Genomic DNA, 16,170 nt, shown 5'->3' with positions numbered 1-16,170 from the left:
AATTTCTACCAGCATCGTACTTTGCAAATGTGTTTCATAAAGTAAGGATATGTGTTTTTATCCCAGGCGATTTTGGCAGTATCCTGGAATGTGTTTGGATTTAAATAATTGTGGCCCTCAGGCATACGAAAAGATAACATTTTAACAATAAAGTAAATTACCAGTTTCACGATTTTCACAATATTATTCAAATTCATAAGTCAAACATATTTATTTTTTCTATTTATCTGAAATAAAATTCACATATTTATATTTATAATATCTATGACAATTTTATTAAATATATATTTATCAATGTTTTATAAACTAATCCACATTTTAAAAATTACAATGTTGATAAATATTTTTATATATTTATATTTTTAATATAAAATATTAAATAATGGTCGATTCACATTTGTAAACTTGCAAGGAAGGGGGAAATAAAGATTGGCGATAAAACACAAAATCCGATTTTTTTATTCTCACAAGAGAACAAAAAAATCGGATTTTAAACGGAGAGATAATATAAATGACGCTAATTGTTTCAATTAATGTCAATAATGATTAATTAAACATTCTCGTCTAACAATTTAGATCTATTATCAGCAGGCTAATAATCCTGGATGGTTTTTTCGAGTTCCATTGCGACACTACTATTTCTCAACAGCAAAGTGCCCTGCAAATATTTCTCATCATGTTGAGACGCATCTAATCCCATTTCTTCATCAGCCTTACTAACTCTCATTGGCATTACCCAATTGATGAATTTAAATATTCCATAAGAAACGGAAAAGCTGTAAGTAATCACCACGGCTAAACCTTTCAATTGTGTAAAAAAGAAAGCCGGGTTACCGTAGAACAAACCATTGTTACCGCCGCTATTAATATTTTTTGTAGCAAAAATCCCAGTCATAATCATGCCAACAATTCCTCCAACTCCATGGCAAGGAAAAACATCAAGTGTATCGTCTAAAATTGATTTTGATTTGTAATATACCGCGATGTTTGAAATTAATGCAGCTACTGCTCCAATGAAAATGCTTTGCGGTATAGCAACATAACCAGCTGCCGGCGTTATTGCCACGAGGCCAACAACCGCTCCGATACAAAATCCCAGTACTGAAGGTTTTTTTCCTTTTAAAACATCAAAAAACATCCAGGCCAAACCAGCGGCAGCGGCAGCGGTATTTGTAGTTGCAAAAGCAGAAACTGATAACGAGTTTGCGGCTAATGCAGACCCAGCATTAAAGCCGAACCAGCCAAACCACAAGAGACCTGTGCCAATTAACACATATGGAATGTTAGCCGGTGGTATTTCTTTATTTTCCAAGTGTACTGTCCGGCGCTTTAATACTATCGCACCAGCAAGTGCAGCGCATCCGGCAGAAATATGAACTACAGTGCCGCCTGCAAAATCAAGTACCCCCATTTTAAATAAAAATCCTTCCGGATTCCATGTCCAGTGTGCTAACGGAGCATAAACAAAAAGACTGAACATTACAATAAAAAGAATATAAGAAGAAAAACGAATACGCTCAGCAACAGCGCCAACAACCAGGCTTGGAGTAATTATGGCAAACATTAATTGGAAAAGCGCAAAAAGCATTAATGGAATAGTGGGCGCTAAACTCCATGGTGCTCCTGAAAATACTCCTTTGAAAAAAACATGCGTAAATGGATTCCCAATAAACCCCCCTATAGATTTTCCAAAGGCCAAACTGAAGCCTACGGTTACCCATAATATACTTACAATCCCGGTGGCTACAAAACTTTTAATCATTGTGGAAAGCACATTTTTCCTATGCACCATACCACCGTAAAAGAATGCTAGTCCAGGCGTCATTAAGAACACCAGTGCTGTAGCTACTATAATCCATGCAATGTCCGCTGAATTGTATTTTCCCTGGGCATTATATTCTGCAAATGAAGGGACAAACAATGCCAGGACGGAAATAAGCATTAAAATAATGAATGGAGCGGCTTTGCCAAGTGTTATTTTCTTCATTTTTATATTTTTATCCAAAAATAGTTGATAAAATCGGAAAATAATAGTCAAATAAATTATATATATAATATAATAATATGTTGCCATAAACTGAGCCAACACTGATAATTAATTAGTTAAGGAATTTTTCAACTTTTTTGAAAATTAGTGTGAATAAATATTTTGGTACATTAGGGGTATTATATATACACGAAAAAAAAACCTGCATTAAAGCAGGTTTAGAAGATGACTATTAAAAATGAAGATTATACGTTGTGTAAAATGTTCTGGTCTTTTGCTTCTAGCAAAGAATGCCCCATCAGATATTCATCAACTTTCCTGGCGCATTCCCGTCCTTCAGAAATCGCCCAGACAACTAATGATTGTCCCCTGCGCATATCACCTGCAGTGAATATTTTTGCGATATTGGTATGATAATTTTTTTCTGAAGCCCGAACATTTCCCTTTTCATCGAGTTCAATTTCTAACTGTTCCAGCAACCCCGTATGTTGAGGGTGAACAAATCCCATAGCCAAGAGGGCAAGCTCGCACGAAATTTCAGTTTCACTTCCCTCTACTTCTACAAATTTTGCCGGACGACTATCGTCTGTAAATTTCCATTCGAGATCAACAATTTTCAAAGCCTTAAGATTACCATTTTGATCTCCTACAAATTCCTTGGTAGCAATAGCCCAGTGACGCTGAGCTCCTTCTTCATGAGAGCTGGTAGTTTTCATTAACATTGGGTAGGTTGGCCAGGGCATATAAGAAGTCCGACTATCAGGAGGCTTTGGTAACAGTTCAAATTGGGTTACAGAATTTGCTTTATGCCTGTTAGAAGTACCGACGCAATCACTGCCGGTATCTCCCCCGCCAATCACGACCACATTTTTATTCGTTGCGAAAATGTCTTGATCAGTTAGTAGTTTATCAGCAACCCTTTTGTTCTGTTGCTTTAAAAAGTCCATGGCAAAATAAATACCCTTTAATTCTCTTCCCGGTATTGTCAGATCCCGTGGAATAGTAGAACCTCCGGCTAAAACGATTGCATGATATTCTCTGAGTAAATCATTAATGCTAATATCAACACCCACATTTGCGCTGCACTTAAATACAATGCCTTCTTCCTCCATTAATTTAATTCTTCTATCCACCACCCATTTTTCTAATTTAAAATCTGGTATTCCATACCGTAATAATCCTCCGGGCATATCATCCCTTTCGAAAACAGTAACAGCATGGCCTGCATAATTCAATTGGGCTGCTGCTGCCATTCCCGCTGGGCCGGAACCAACAACTGCAATTTTTTTACCGGTTCTTATGTTCGGTTTTTTTGGTTTAACAAAACCATGATCAAATGCGATCTCGATAATATGTTTTTCAATTTCCTCAATGGTAATTGCAGGCTGATTGATACCTAATACGCAGGATGTTTCGCAGGGAGCAGGACATATACGCCCGGTAAACTCAGGAAAATTATTAGTTGAAGTAAGTATATCATAAGCTTCCTTCCAACTCTTACGGTACACCGCGTCATTAAACTCAGGAATAACATTTCCCAACGGGCATCCATGGTGACAAAAAGGAACACCACAATCCATACATCGTGCGGCTTGTTGGTTTAATTTTTCATCTGTGTATCTCTCTACAAATTCATTATAATCATTTACTCTTTCAGAGGGCGGCCTCTTGTACGGAAGTTCTCTTGTAAATTCTAAAAATCCTGTTGGTTTTGCCATTCAACTAACAATTAAATTTTTTTTATAAATTTCTCTGCGAATAAATATTGCCTTTGTATTACTTAACTTCAACCATCTGTCTTTTTTCAACCAATATTTTTTTATAGTCTTTAGGAAATACTTTTACAAAATTTTTCAATTGGTTTTCAAAATCATTAAGAAGAAATTTTGCGACAGTGCTGTTCGTAAAACGATAATGGTTACTGATCATCTCCTGTAATAATTTCTCGTCTTCCCTGTCAATACTGTCAAGGTCTACCATTTCTTTATTACATAAAGAATCAAAATTGTGCTGAACATCGTATACATAGGCGATGCCACCACTCATTCCGGCAGCAAAATTTCTTCCTGTTTCTCCTAAAATAACCGCATAACCGCCGGTCATGTATTCGCAACCGTGATCTCCTACTCCTTCTACTACTACATTTGCTCCTGAATTACGAACACAAAAACGTTCGCCGGCTTTACCGCGAATGTAAGCTTCACCGGATGTAGCTCCATAAAAAGCAACATTTCCAATCAGAATATTTTCTTCAGGAACGAAACCAGCATCCTTAGAAGGATATATAATTAATTTAGCCCCACTCAATCCCTTGCCAAAATAATCATTAGCATCCCCTTCCAGTTCAAGTGTTACACCTTTTGTATTAAAAGCAGCGAAGCTTTGTCCTGCGGTACCGGTAAATTTGAAATGAATTGTATCATCAGGTAAACCTTTTGCTTTATATTTTTTTGAAATTTCATTAGACAAAATTGTGCCCGTTGTCCGGTCCGTATTTTGTATGTCAAAAGACTGCTTAACTTTTTTAAGGTGATCAATTGCAGGCTGGGCCGCTTTTAATAATTTCCAGTCCAGTACTTCAGCTAAACCGTGGTCTTGTTCTTCGGACTTAAACAAGCCTGTAAACTTTGATGCAGGCTCTTTATATAATATCGGTGAAAGATCGAGCTTAGAAAACTTTGGATGTGAAATATTTTCTCTTTTCTCCAAATAATCTACCTGCCCTACCATTTCATTAATTGTTCTGAAGCCCAACTCAGCCATAATCTCTCTCAATTCCTGGGTTAAAAATTTAAACAAATTAACAACGTGATCTGCATCGCCGGTAAAGCGTTTCCTTAATTCCGGATTTTGAGTGGCAACGCCAACAGGACAAGTATTTAAATGGCATTTGCGCATCATAATACAACCTTCTACTACCAAAGCCGCCGTAGCAACTCCCCATTCCTCAGCGCCCAATAAAGTCGCAATGGCAATGTCACGGCCTGTTTTTAACTGGCCATCTGTTTGCACAACAACGCGGCTACGCAATTTATTTTTAACTAACGTTTGATGCGTTTCAGCAAGGCCAAGTTCCCATGGTAAACCCGCATGTTTTATTGAACTAATGGGTGAAGCGCCTGTCCCGCCATCATGGCCTGAAATTAAAATAACATCCGCCTTTGCTTTTGCAACACCTGCTGCAATTGTACCTACACCTGCTTTAGAAACAAGCTTCACATTTATCCTGGCGTTCCTGTTTGCATTTTTAAGGTCAAAAATTAATTGTGCGAGGTCTTCTATAGAATAAATATCATGATGAGGTGGTGGTGAAATTAATCCCACACCCGCGGTTGCATGACGCACCCTGCCGATCCAATCATCAACTTTATGGCCCGGCAACTGTCCGCCTTCACCAGGTTTTGCACCTTGCGCCATCTTAATTTGTAATTCATCTGCTTCGGTGAGATATTCACTGGTAACACCAAACCTTGCTGAAGCAACCTGCTTGATAGCACTTCGCATCGAATCTCCGTTAGGTAATTTCTCATACCTGATTTCATCTTCACCGCCTTCACCGGTATTACTTTTACCGCCTAAGCGATTCATGGCAATAGCCAATGTGGTATGTGCTTCCCATGAAATGGAGCCGAATGACATTGCGCCTGTTGCAAATCTTTTATAAATATTTTCGGCAGGTTCTACTTCGTCTATAGAAATCGATGGGCGGTTATTTTTAAATTGAAAAAGGCTCCTCAGCGTTGCAGCTTTTTCACCCTGGTCATTCACAAGCTTTGAATATTTTTTAAAGATTGAATAATCATTCGATCTAGTTGAATACTGCAAAAGGTGAATGGTTTGAGGATTGAACAAATGAAATTCCCCTTTACGTTTCCATTGATATAATCCGCCAACAGTGAGCCGTTCGTTAGGAATATTTTTTTTGCTGAAAGAAAAGAAATGTTTTATTAAAGTTTCATTCGCAATTTCATCTAATCCCATTCCCTCAATTCTGGAAGTGGCGCCTGTAAAATATTTATCAATAACGGATTTATTAATGCCAATGATCTCAAAAATTTGGGCGCCCTGGTATGATTGTAATGTAGAGATTCCCATTTTTGAAAACACCTTCAGCAATCCATCGTTAACCGCTTTTACGTAATTTTTTTTGAGCTCACTTGAATTGAGATCTGTCTGGAGTTTTCCAGAAATCTTCATATCACGAATAGTTGATAAAGCCAGGTAAGGATTGATACAGGTAGCGCCAAAACCAATAAGACAAGCGAAGTGGTGCACTTCCCATACATCGCCGGCTTCAATAACCAAACCGACCTGCCCACGCAAACCCTTTTTTATTAAATGGTGGTGAACTGCAGCCGTGGCTAATAACGAAGGGATAGCAGCATGTTCTGAATCAATTGCCCTGTCTGATAAAATCAAAACTTCAAAACCATCTCCTACAGCATCAACCGCATAACGGCACAATCTTTCTATTCCTCTTTGCAAAGAACCCGGCTTTCCATCAGCCATAAAATACGTCTGTAAAGTTTTTGCCTGGAAAATCCCGGTATCTATACTTCTTATTTTTTCTAATTCATGATTAGATAATACCGGGTGTTTTAAAGCGACGCAGTGACATGATAAAGGATCTTCCTGTAAAAGATTACCATTGTTACCCACAAAAGTTGCGAGTGACATTACCAGCCGTTCTCTTATAGGATCAATAGGAGGATTAGTTACCTGGGCAAAAAGTTGTTTAAAATAACTGCTCAGGTGCTGGGGTTCGTCGCTTAAAACTGCTAATGGAACATCACTTCCCATAGAGCCAATTGGCTCTTTTCCTGTAATTGCCATTGGAGCAATTAATACATCAAGGTCTTCTGTTGTATAGCCAAATGCTTTCTGATATTTAAATACCTGTTGATGTTCGAGATGAGTGAACATAACCCTTGGTTCAGGTAATTCTTCTAAACGGATCTTATATTTATTGAGCCATTCACTATATGGTTTCTGCGAACAGATTTTTTGTTTAATTTCATTATCACTTATAATTCTTCCTTCTTCTAAATCCACCACAAACATTTTCCCTGGCTGTAACCTTCCTTTTTCTTTAATGAGTTTGGGATCTATGGGAAGAACACCAGTCTCTGAGGCCATTATAACACGATCATCAGTTGTAATACAATATCTGGAAGGGCGAAGTCCATTTCTATCTAAAGTAGCTCCAATCAATCTTCCATCGGTAAACGAAATAGAAGCGGGCCCATCCCATGGTTCCATAAATGAAGCATGAAACTCATAGAAAGCTTTTTTAACAGGATCCATGTGCTCGTTGCCATCCCATGCTTCAGGAATCAACATCATCATAACATGTGGAAGAGAACGGCCGCATAATGTAAGCAATTCAATCATATTATCAAGGCTCGCAGAATCGGATTGACCCTGTTCTACCACGGGTAGTAACATTTCCATTTCTTCTTTACTGAAGTATTGGGACACAAATCCTTTTTCACTGGTACGAAGCCAATTCAAATTTCCCTGCAAAGTATTAATCTCACCATTATGCGCTATATAACGGAAAGGCTGGGCCAATTTCCACGATGGAAAAGTGTTGGTAGCAAAACGGGAATGAATTAATCCAAATGCAGAAACAATTTTTTTATTGCTAAGGTCAGGAAAGTATCCACGCAATTGAAGGCTTGTAAGTTGCCCTTTATAAATAACTGTTTTATAAGAAAGCGAGGCAACATAAAATCCAATCGCATCTTTTCTTACGGTATTATTAATAGTTTGTGCGGCATAATTTCTTAACACAAATAATTTTCTTTCAAAATCATCCGGGTTATTGATATGGTCTGGACAAGCAATAAAAACCTGTTCAATTTCAGGCTCAACAGATAATGCGGTAAGACCTATACCATCGGTATTTACAGGTACACGGCGATAACCCATTATTTCAAGTCCAAGGGTTTCTGCAGAACGGTTGAAAATATCGCGGCATTCTTCTCTTAGCCTTATATCTTTTGGGAAAAATAAAACACCTACTCCGTATTTGCTATAAGTAGGTAAATGAATCCCCAGCTTTATACATTCATCAAAGAAAAATTCGTGTGGTGTCTGAATAAGAATTCCTGCTCCATCACCTGTATTGACTTCGCACCCACAAGCTCCGCGGTGCTGCATGTTTTCTAAAATGGTCAATGCATCAGAAATTATCTGGTGGCTTTTATTGCTTTTTATATTAGCAACAAATCCAATTCCGCATGAGTCATGTTCAAATTCCGGAGCGTATAAACCTTTATTGGCCATATTTATATTAAATATTAAGAATTAATTTAACCTGCTTTTATTTTGATCAGAAACTAAAGCTCTTAATTTTTGCTTTTCTAATTAGATTTCTTTAAAAATATCGGAAAACGGATCCTTCCGAAATTATTCTTATTCAATGGTGACAAGAAAACAAAAATAGGTTGATTTTACAGTGGGCAAAGATAGGCATTTTGTCTGAGACGTAGGCTGGCAGAAGAACTCAGGTCAAAAAATCTACAATGCCCAACCTGCTTCATCAGACTCGTTAATTAAGAGCGTCTTTTTTAAGAATTGTGAACAAAATGTTGATTAAGGAATTGCTTCTGTAAATTTCAATACAAATTTATTCAACCGGCATTAATTACCAGCGATGTCATTGTAAGCGAACCAGCCATTAATTTATCATTGAAAATATATGCTTCCTCATCTTTGCCCTGCAACCCCAATGAATATAATAACGGATAATAATGATCAGGTGTAGGAACTGCAAGCTTTGCCGCGGTACCAAGGTTTTCATAATTTATCAATGCCTGGTGATTGCGGCTGATAATGTTCTTTTTAAAAACTTCATTCATTTCAATTGCCCAATCGAAGCCAAACTCTGTATCAATCTTATCGAATGAAACCATCCGAAGGTTATGTACCATATTTCCGCTTCCCATTATCAACACACCTTTATTGCGTAATAAAGAAAGTTCCTTCGCCAGTTCATAATGAAACTGCGGACCTTTGGTGTAATCAATGCTTAACTGCAATACCGGAACTTTTGCATCAGGATACATATTTCGTATAACCGTCCATGCGCCATGGTCCAGGCCCCAATCATGATTTAATTCTACATTGGTTGATTTAATGATCGAAGCAGTTTCCTGTGCCAGTTGCGGATTACCCGGAGCAGGATATTGTACATCAAATAATTCCTGGGGAAAACCACCAAAGTCATGTATAGTTTGAGGAAAATCCATAGCGGTAATTTTCGTGCCACGACTTAACCAATGAGCTGAAACTACTAATATCGCTGTAGGCAAAGGAATTTCCTTTGCAAGGTTCGCCCAGTTTTCACTAAACTGGTTATGTTCAATCCCATTCATGGGAGAACCATGACCAATAAATAAAACAGGCATCAAATGATCCTGTTTTTTCAGATTAGTGGTAAATTTTTTAAAATCAGATAATGTTGTCATTTCAATTAACTTCTTTTAATTATCTTTTCTAATCAAAAGATAATATCTTTTTTCTATTTATTTATTCTTTGTAATTGCTGCGTCTACACTTGCTTTACCACCCCCTGCAATTAATGCAATAAGCGCCAGGCCGAAAAGTAAAATGAAAAATTCATAGCCTTCTCCCTTGTTAGGCTGCATCCCCCAGTTCATAAAAAATCCATTTTGAATATGAACTTTAAAGAGTACACCTAAAAAACTTCCCAAAATTGCAAAGGCTGCTATCCGTGTAAGAAAACCAAATATTAAAAACAGGGACCCAAAAAATTCAATTAAAATTACAAGCAAAGCGATAATCCACGGAAGATGTATTTGCCCGGTTAAAAATCCCATTGTACCATTATAACCATAACCTCCAAACCATCCCAATAATTTTTGAGCGCCATGTGGAAAAATAGTAATCCCTACTGCAAGCCGTGCTATTAAAGCCATCCAGTTGTTCGAATTTGTTGCTAATAATTTTTTCATGTTGATTTTAATTTTTAATGTATAAATTATGCATGTTGTTGTATAAAAAGTTTTTCTTTCCCTCTTCTTACTTTGGGAACAAAAACCATTCGAGTCTTTTTCTTGTCAATCATTTATATAAACTTTTATACCGCAAAGCTACCATGGCTATATGCTTCCATCCATTGAGGTGAGATAAGAAATTCCATTGATATGGATCAATAAAAAATTAAAATTATTACCAGATGCAATTGTTCTTTTTATTGTATTGTTATGATTTTAAAATTTTCAAAAAAATATTTTACAATAAATAAACTTTCAACATCAGTTGCTGAAACACTGGCCCATAAAGACTTTGGCACAACGCTTACATCATTTATTTTTATTTTTTTCTTATTGTTTTAATATAATTAATGGTAATGTTTAAAAATATTTTCAATTTTTAAAAATCTATACCCTACTTTTGTGGTAGACTATTAGAATTAAAATAATATGAAGTCATTCTTTCCGCTCATTAATATGTGCAATTGTGGCAACTCGATGCCCTGTTGTTGCTGATTATTAATTCCATAAAGCAACAACCATTTCAATAAAATTCTCTTTTATAAATCCATCAAACTATTAATAATAAAATGTTTCAACAGCTAAAAGATAAAGTCTCATCAATAGCAGACGCAGCAAATGTTTTAAACATTGATGAAGTTCTATTGGCGTTGACCAGTCAATTTCCAGGTGAAGTAATTTTCTCAACAAGCTTCAGTTATGAAGACCAGGTTATCAGTCATAAAATTTTAAATAATCACCTACCCATAAAAATTTTTACATTAGACACAGGGAGATTATTCCCGGAAACTTATTCTGTTTGGAGGGCCACCAACGAAAAATACGATACACATGTAAAGGCATTTTATCCTGATACCATATCGCTGGAAAATTTTGTTGCTGAAAAAGGCCCCAATTCTTTTTACGAATCTGTCGAAAACAGGAAAGACTGTTGCTACATACGAAAAGTAGCTCCTCTAAAAAGAGCACTAAAAGATAATTCAATATGGATCACAGGCCTTCGTGCAGAACATTCTGCTGAGCGTCATGATATGCCAAGGGTTGAGTGGGATGAGAGTAACAACATTATAAAATATCATCCTATACTTAACTGGACCACTGAAGAAGTAAAACAATACGTTAATGAAAACGACATTCCTTACAACTCGTTACATGATAAAGGTTTTGTGAGCATTGGATGCGCACCATGTACTAGAGCCATAAGGCCCGGCGAAGATTTTCGTGCAGGACGTTGGTGGTGGGAAGATAATACTAAAAAAGAATGTGGCCTGCACATACATCAGCAGGCATCATGAGTTAAATAAATTAAAGATGAGTAAATATCATTTAGATTATTTGGGGCAATTGGAATCGGAAGCGATACACATTATGCGTGAAGTGGCAGGCCAGTTTGAGCGTCCTGCATTGCTTTTTTCAGGTGGCAAAGATTCAATAACATTGGTTCATCTTGCATTAAAAGCTTTCCGGCCAGGGAAATTCCCTTTCCCGTTAGTACACATTGATACAGGACATAATTTCCCTGAAGCTTTGCATTTCAGGGATGAACTGGTAAACACAATTGGCGAAAAATTAATTGTAAGAAAAGTAGCAGATACTATTAAGGAAAAAAATCTTACAGAACAGAAAGGAAAATTTGCAAGTAGAAATTCGTTACAAACTTATACACTGCTTGATATTATTGAAGAGTTCAAATTTGATGCATTAATTGGTGGTGCAAGAAGAGATGAAGAAAAAGCAAGAGCGAAGGAAAGAATATTTTCTGTGAGAGATGAATTTGGTCAGTGGGATCCGAAACTACAAAGACCTGAATTATGGAATATTTATAATGGAAAAATCCATAAAGGAGAAAACGTAAGAGCTTTCCCAATCAGCAACTGGACTGAGCTTGATATATGGAATTATATTAAAAGAGAAAATATAGAATTGCCTTCCATCTATTTCGCTCATGAAAGAGAAGTTATCGAGTACGAAGGACAGTTAGTATCGGTTTCTGAATTTATTATTCCCGATGAAAGTGATGTTGTATCAACAAAAAAAGTTCGCTATCGCACCGTTGGTGATATGACTTGTACTGCTGCCGTGGAATCAAATGCGTCGAACATTGATGATATCATTAGAGAAATTATTGCTACTAAAACCAGCGAACGCGGCGAAACAAGAATAGATGATAAAGTTTCAGAAGCAGCAATGGAAGACAGGAAGAAGACGGGATATTTTTAAAGTGAATGGTGAATGGTCAACGGTTAGTTAACTAGACTGGCCTTCGCTATTGACAATTCACAATTAACAACTCACAATTGACAACTCATAAATATGGACATTCTAAGATTTATAACTGCCGGAAGTGTTGATGATGGCAAGAGTACATTAATCGGAAGATTATTGTTCGATAGCAAATCAATCTTAATTGATCAACTTGCTGCTATTGAAAAGCAAAGTAAGAATAAAAGTAATGGAGAAATTGATTTGGCCTTACTAACGGATGGCCTGCGTGCAGAGCGTGAACAGGGCATTACCATTGATGTTGCCTACAAGTATTTTTCAACCCCTAAACGAAAATTTATTATTGCCGACGCTCCCGGGCATATTCAGTACACCCGCAACATGGTCACAGGTGCTTCCAATTCCGAGTTAGCTATCATTTTGGTTGATGCACGAAATGGTGTTGTTGAACAAACAAGACGTCATTACGTAATTGCATCGTTGCTGAACATTCCGCACATAGTTGTTGCCATTAATAAAATGGATTTAGTGGGCAATTCACAGGATGTTTATAATAACATAGTTATCGACTACCAGGAAGTTGCAAAATCATTAGGACTTAAAGATGTAAAATATATCCCCATTAGCGCTTTGAACGGAGATAACATAGTAGAAAAGTCAAAACATTTTCCATGGTATGATGGTGAATCTTTATTGCATCATTTAGAAAATGTTCAATTAGATTCTGACGTTAACCTTACAGATGCAAGGTTTTCTGTACAGTATGTTATTCGCCCACAATCAGAAGATCTTCATGATTACAGGGGTTATGCCGGCAAGGTAATCAGTGGTATTTATAAAAAAGGTGATAAGGTAGTAGTACTGCCGTCTGGCATTGAAAGCTCCGTTAAAGCAATTGAAATTGGCGGCAATGAAATTGAAGAAGCGTATGCTTTGCAAAGCGTTGTATTGCATTTGGAAGATGATGTGGATGTAAGCCGCGGAGATATGATTGTGCAGCAAAATAATCAACCAAAAATTGCACAGGAATTTGAAGCGATGTTATGCTGGATGGATAACAAACCTCTGAAGCCGGGTAATAAATATTTCCTCCAAATTAATAGTCGTCTCGTAAGATGTGTTGTAAAAGAATTAGAATACAAATTAGACGTAAACACATTGCAGAAAAATGAATCTCCTGAAAAAGCGGTATTAAATGATATTATTAAAGTAACTATTAAAACCGCATCCCCGGTCGCTTTTGATCCTTATAAAAAACTAAGGCAGAACGGCGGCGCCATATTAATTGATGAAACAAGTTGTGTTACTGTGGGCGCCTGTATGATTCAATAATAATATAAATTTTTTTGGAAATATAACCTACTAACTAAGTAGACTGATAATGAAACAGCACTTAAAAAACGGAAAATTGATTATTGCGGGCGCTGGCCCGGGCGATCCTGAATTTATAACGGTAAAGGCTGCCCGATATTTACAGGCGGCAGATGTTGTGCTCGTTGATCGCCTGGTGAGTGATGAAATCTTACATGCTTATGTTAACCCTGGTGCTGAAATCATTCCGGTAGGTAAACAATGCCGGCTTGGTATTTCAACACCGCAGCAAACGATAAATGAATTGATCGTTTACTATTGCCTGTTAGGTAAATTGGTTGTCAGGTTAAAGGGAGGAGACGTATCTGTTTTTTCTAATATACTGGATGAGTTAGAAACGGCGGTTGCCAATTATATTCCTTATGAAATAATCCCAGGCGTTACCGCAGCGTTAGGAGCAGCCGCGTCCACAGGCATTCCGCTTACCGCAAGAGGTTATGCCACATCGGTGCGTTTTCTTACTTACTATAAATCTGATATTGTTACGGATGCCTATTGGAAAGAATTAGCTAATTCAGATGATACCCTGGTGTTTTATATGTCTTCTGAAACATTGAACGAGGTAGTTGAAAAATTAACTGCTAATAATATCCATGAAGATAAATTATTGGCAATAATAGAACAGGCAACAACACCTTTTCAAAATGTACATATTACCAACTTATATGATTATAGAAAACAATTGAAAGGCAGGAAATTTATTTCACCTTCTTTAGTTATCATCGGAAAAGTGGTTTCACTTCATGAACAATTTGCGTGGCTTAAAAATAAAAACAGCGGCGAATATTATTTCAAGCCCGTGACAAGCCAGGTAATCAAAATTATTAACCCGGAAAATTTACAGAAGCATGTTAGCTGAAAATAAATTAAAAACCTTGCGGCATCTTATTGACGAATCAACTTCTGATGAATTGATTTGGATAAATGGATATTTGAATGGCATCGTATCAACAAAGTCATCCGATGAAAAAATCGCTGTAAAAACCAACCCTGGCAAAATTACCATTGCCTATGGAACAGAAACCGGCAACTCAAAAAAATTAGCAACGGAGTTTGCTGTTAAGGCAAAGAAAAAAGGCATTCAGGCAAAGGTGCAAAGCTTGGATCAATACCGTTTAAACGATCTTACTAAAGAAGATTATTTTCTTGCTGTTATTAGTACTCACGGTGACGGTGAGCCGCCGGCAGCAGCCAAAAAGTTTTACGATCATGTACATAATAATGGATTTAAACTTGACAAATTAAAGTACAGCGTGCTGGCACTTGGCGACACATCTTATCCACTGTTTTGCAAAGCTGGAGAAGACGTGGATGAACAATTAAATAAGCTGGGAGGCAGGCGTATTGCCCCTTTACAAAAATGCGACATTGACTTTGATACTGAAGCCGAACAATGGTTTAATGAAATATGCAAAGCATTAAACGATAATACAAGCCTGCCATCCATTGTAGCGCCTAATACAGTAACAAAGAAATCATCAGGCAAAAAAATATATAATGGCAAGTTGCTGGCTCACATAAATTTAAACGACAGGGAAAGCAACAAAGAAACCTATCACATAGAAATAGAAGCGGAAGATGTAGTTTATCAGCCGGGAGATTCTATTGGAATTATTCCTGAGAATAAAAAAGCTTTAATAGAAGAAATTATTGCATTAACAAAAATCGACGATACTACTAACATTGATTATAAAGGCGAATTGATTTCATTATATAATCTTTTACATAAAAAATTAAATATTACTTATCTGCCCGAACGTGTGGTGAAGCAATATGCGGGAGTTATTCAAAAAGATATTCAGATAGAAAGATGTGATTTATCGGAGCTGCTTAAAAAATATCCTGTAAAAGATGCAGATCAATTTACTGAAGTTGTAAAAATATTAGAACCTATCGCACCCCGGTTATATTCTATTGCATCGTCGCCCGAAGCGCATGCAGGAGAAATACATATCACAGTTGCTAAAAATTCTTTCAAAGTAAATGACACGATTGAATATGGTTTAGCTTCCGAATTTCTATCGCATTTCAACACAGACAATGAGTTGCAGTTTTATATACATCCTAATAACCGGTTCAGGCTACCTGATGAAGATAAAAATATAATTATGATAGGGCCCGGCACAGGCATTGCACCATTTCGTTCGTTCATTGCAGAACGGGATGCAAAGGGAGCCACCGGCAAGAACTGGTTGTTCTTTGGAGAACAACATTTTGTTACTGATTTTCTATATCAAAGTGAAATTCAAAACTGGTTTGAAACCGGCACGCTTACAAAAGTGAGCACTGCTTTTTCAAGAGACCAAAAGGAAAAAATTTATGTGCAACATAAGATGATGCAACATGGAAACGAATTTTTTGAATGGTTGCACACGGGCGCTTACGTATATGTATGTGGCACAAAAGATCCGATGAGTATTGATGTTGAAGAAACGATAATAGCTATCATTGAAAAATTTGGCGAAAGATCAAACACTGACGCGGTAAAATATCTTGATGATTTAAAAGAAGAAGGAAAATATGTTACCGATGTATATTAATTGAATTGACAATGGTAAAAGGAGATTT

At 36.9% G+C, this 16,170-nt stretch carries 10 protein-coding genes; 5 read left to right on the top strand and 5 right to left on the bottom strand.

The annotated features are described in order from the left end of the window. Nucleotides 1-592: 592 nt before the first annotated feature. From FW778_RS15290 to FW778_RS15270, 5 genes are all read right to left on the bottom strand, one after another. Nucleotides 593-1,987, bottom strand: a complete 1,395-nt coding sequence (locus FW778_RS15290) for an ammonium transporter (RefSeq protein WP_150415675.1) — start codon at nt 1,985-1,987, stop codon at nt 593-595. Nucleotides 1,988-2,232: 245 nt separating this feature from the next. Then, nucleotides 2,233-3,705: a glutamate synthase subunit beta gene (locus FW778_RS15285; protein ID WP_150415674.1), complete on the bottom strand. Its 1,473-nt coding sequence runs from the start codon at nt 3,703-3,705 to the stop codon at nt 2,233-2,235. A gap of 58 nt (nt 3,706-3,763) precedes the next feature. Next, entirely contained in the window at nt 3,764-8,275 is a 4,512-nt protein-coding gene (gene gltB / locus FW778_RS15280; protein ID WP_150415673.1) for a glutamate synthase large subunit, read from the bottom strand. A gap of 347 nt (nt 8,276-8,622) precedes the next feature. Beyond that, nucleotides 8,623-9,459 carry a 4,5-DOPA-extradiol-dioxygenase gene (ygiD, locus tag FW778_RS15275; protein WP_150415672.1) on the bottom strand — a complete coding sequence of 279 codons (837 nt, stop codon included), beginning with the start codon at nt 9,457-9,459 and terminating at the stop codon, nt 8,623-8,625. Between the two features lie 57 nt (nt 9,460-9,516). Further along, nucleotides 9,517-9,966: a DoxX family protein gene (locus FW778_RS15270; protein WP_150415671.1), complete on the bottom strand. Its 450-nt coding sequence runs from the start codon at nt 9,964-9,966 to the stop codon at nt 9,517-9,519. 611 nt (nt 9,967-10,577) lie between these two features. Between FW778_RS15270 and FW778_RS15265 the strand changes: the two genes are divergently transcribed. The 5 genes from FW778_RS15265 (at nt 10,578) to FW778_RS15245 (ending at nt 16,142) form a co-directional block, all read left to right on the top strand. Continuing rightward, nucleotides 10,578-11,303 carry a phosphoadenylyl-sulfate reductase gene (locus tag FW778_RS15265; RefSeq protein ID WP_150415670.1) on the top strand — a complete coding sequence of 242 codons (726 nt, stop codon included), beginning with the start codon at nt 10,578-10,580 and terminating at the stop codon, nt 11,301-11,303. Between the two features lie 16 nt (nt 11,304-11,319). Beyond that, nucleotides 11,320-12,228, top strand: coding sequence for a sulfate adenylyltransferase subunit CysD (cysD, locus tag FW778_RS15260; RefSeq protein ID WP_150415669.1), 909 nt, complete (start codon nt 11,320-11,322; stop codon nt 12,226-12,228). Nucleotides 12,229-12,321: 93 nt separating this feature from the next. Beyond that, the gene (locus FW778_RS15255; protein ID WP_150415668.1) at nt 12,322-13,563 is read left to right on the top strand and encodes a sulfate adenylyltransferase subunit 1; all 1,242 of its coding nucleotides are present in this window, start codon (nt 12,322-12,324) and stop codon (nt 13,561-13,563) included. Nucleotides 13,564-13,612: 49 nt separating this feature from the next. Then, the gene (cobA, locus tag FW778_RS15250) at nt 13,613-14,461 is read left to right on the top strand and encodes a uroporphyrinogen-III C-methyltransferase (RefSeq protein ID WP_150415667.1); all 849 of its coding nucleotides are present in this window, start codon (nt 13,613-13,615) and stop codon (nt 14,459-14,461) included. Continuing rightward, on the top strand, nt 14,451-16,142 hold the full coding sequence (locus FW778_RS15245; RefSeq protein WP_150415666.1) for a diflavin oxidoreductase: 1,692 nt from the start codon (nt 14,451-14,453) through the stop codon (nt 16,140-16,142). The genes cobA and FW778_RS15245 overlap by 11 nt, the downstream gene beginning before the upstream one ends. Nucleotides 16,143-16,170: the final 28 nt, after the last annotated feature.

It is taken from the genome of Ginsengibacter hankyongi, from assembly GCF_008710285.1.
GTDB classification, from domain to species: domain Bacteria; phylum Bacteroidota; class Bacteroidia; order Chitinophagales; family Chitinophagaceae; genus Ginsengibacter; species Ginsengibacter hankyongi.
The sequence above is the reverse complement of the archived record's forward strand: the minus strand, read 5'-3'. Positions and strand labels throughout refer to the sequence as shown.

Bases quoted from the DNA above. Each gene is read 5' to 3' on its own strand.
- cysD (WP_150415669.1), top strand. From the start codon at position 11,320: ATGAGTAAATATCATTTAGATTATTTGGGGCAATTGGAATCGGAAGCG.
- FW778_RS15270 (WP_150415671.1), bottom strand. From the start codon at position 9,966: ATGAAAAAATTATTAGCAACAAATTCGAACAACTGGATGGCTTTAATA.
- ygiD (WP_150415672.1), bottom strand. From the start codon at position 9,459: ATGACAACATTATCTGATTTTAAAAAATTTACCACTAATCTGAAAAAA.
- FW778_RS15255 (WP_150415668.1), top strand. From the start codon at position 12,322: ATGGACATTCTAAGATTTATAACTGCCGGAAGTGTTGATGATGGCAAG.
- cobA (WP_150415667.1), top strand. From the start codon at position 13,613: ATGAAACAGCACTTAAAAAACGGAAAATTGATTATTGCGGGCGCTGGC.
- FW778_RS15265 (WP_150415670.1), top strand. From the start codon at position 10,578: ATGTTTCAACAGCTAAAAGATAAAGTCTCATCAATAGCAGACGCAGCA.
- FW778_RS15285 (WP_150415674.1), bottom strand. From the start codon at position 3,705: ATGGCAAAACCAACAGGATTTTTAGAATTTACAAGAGAACTTCCGTAC.
- gltB (WP_150415673.1), bottom strand. From the start codon at position 8,275: ATGGCCAATAAAGGTTTATACGCTCCGGAATTTGAACATGACTCATGC.
- FW778_RS15290 (WP_150415675.1), bottom strand. From the start codon at position 1,987: ATGAAGAAAATAACACTTGGCAAAGCCGCTCCATTCATTATTTTAATG.
- FW778_RS15245 (WP_150415666.1), top strand. From the start codon at position 14,451: ATGTTAGCTGAAAATAAATTAAAAACCTTGCGGCATCTTATTGACGAA.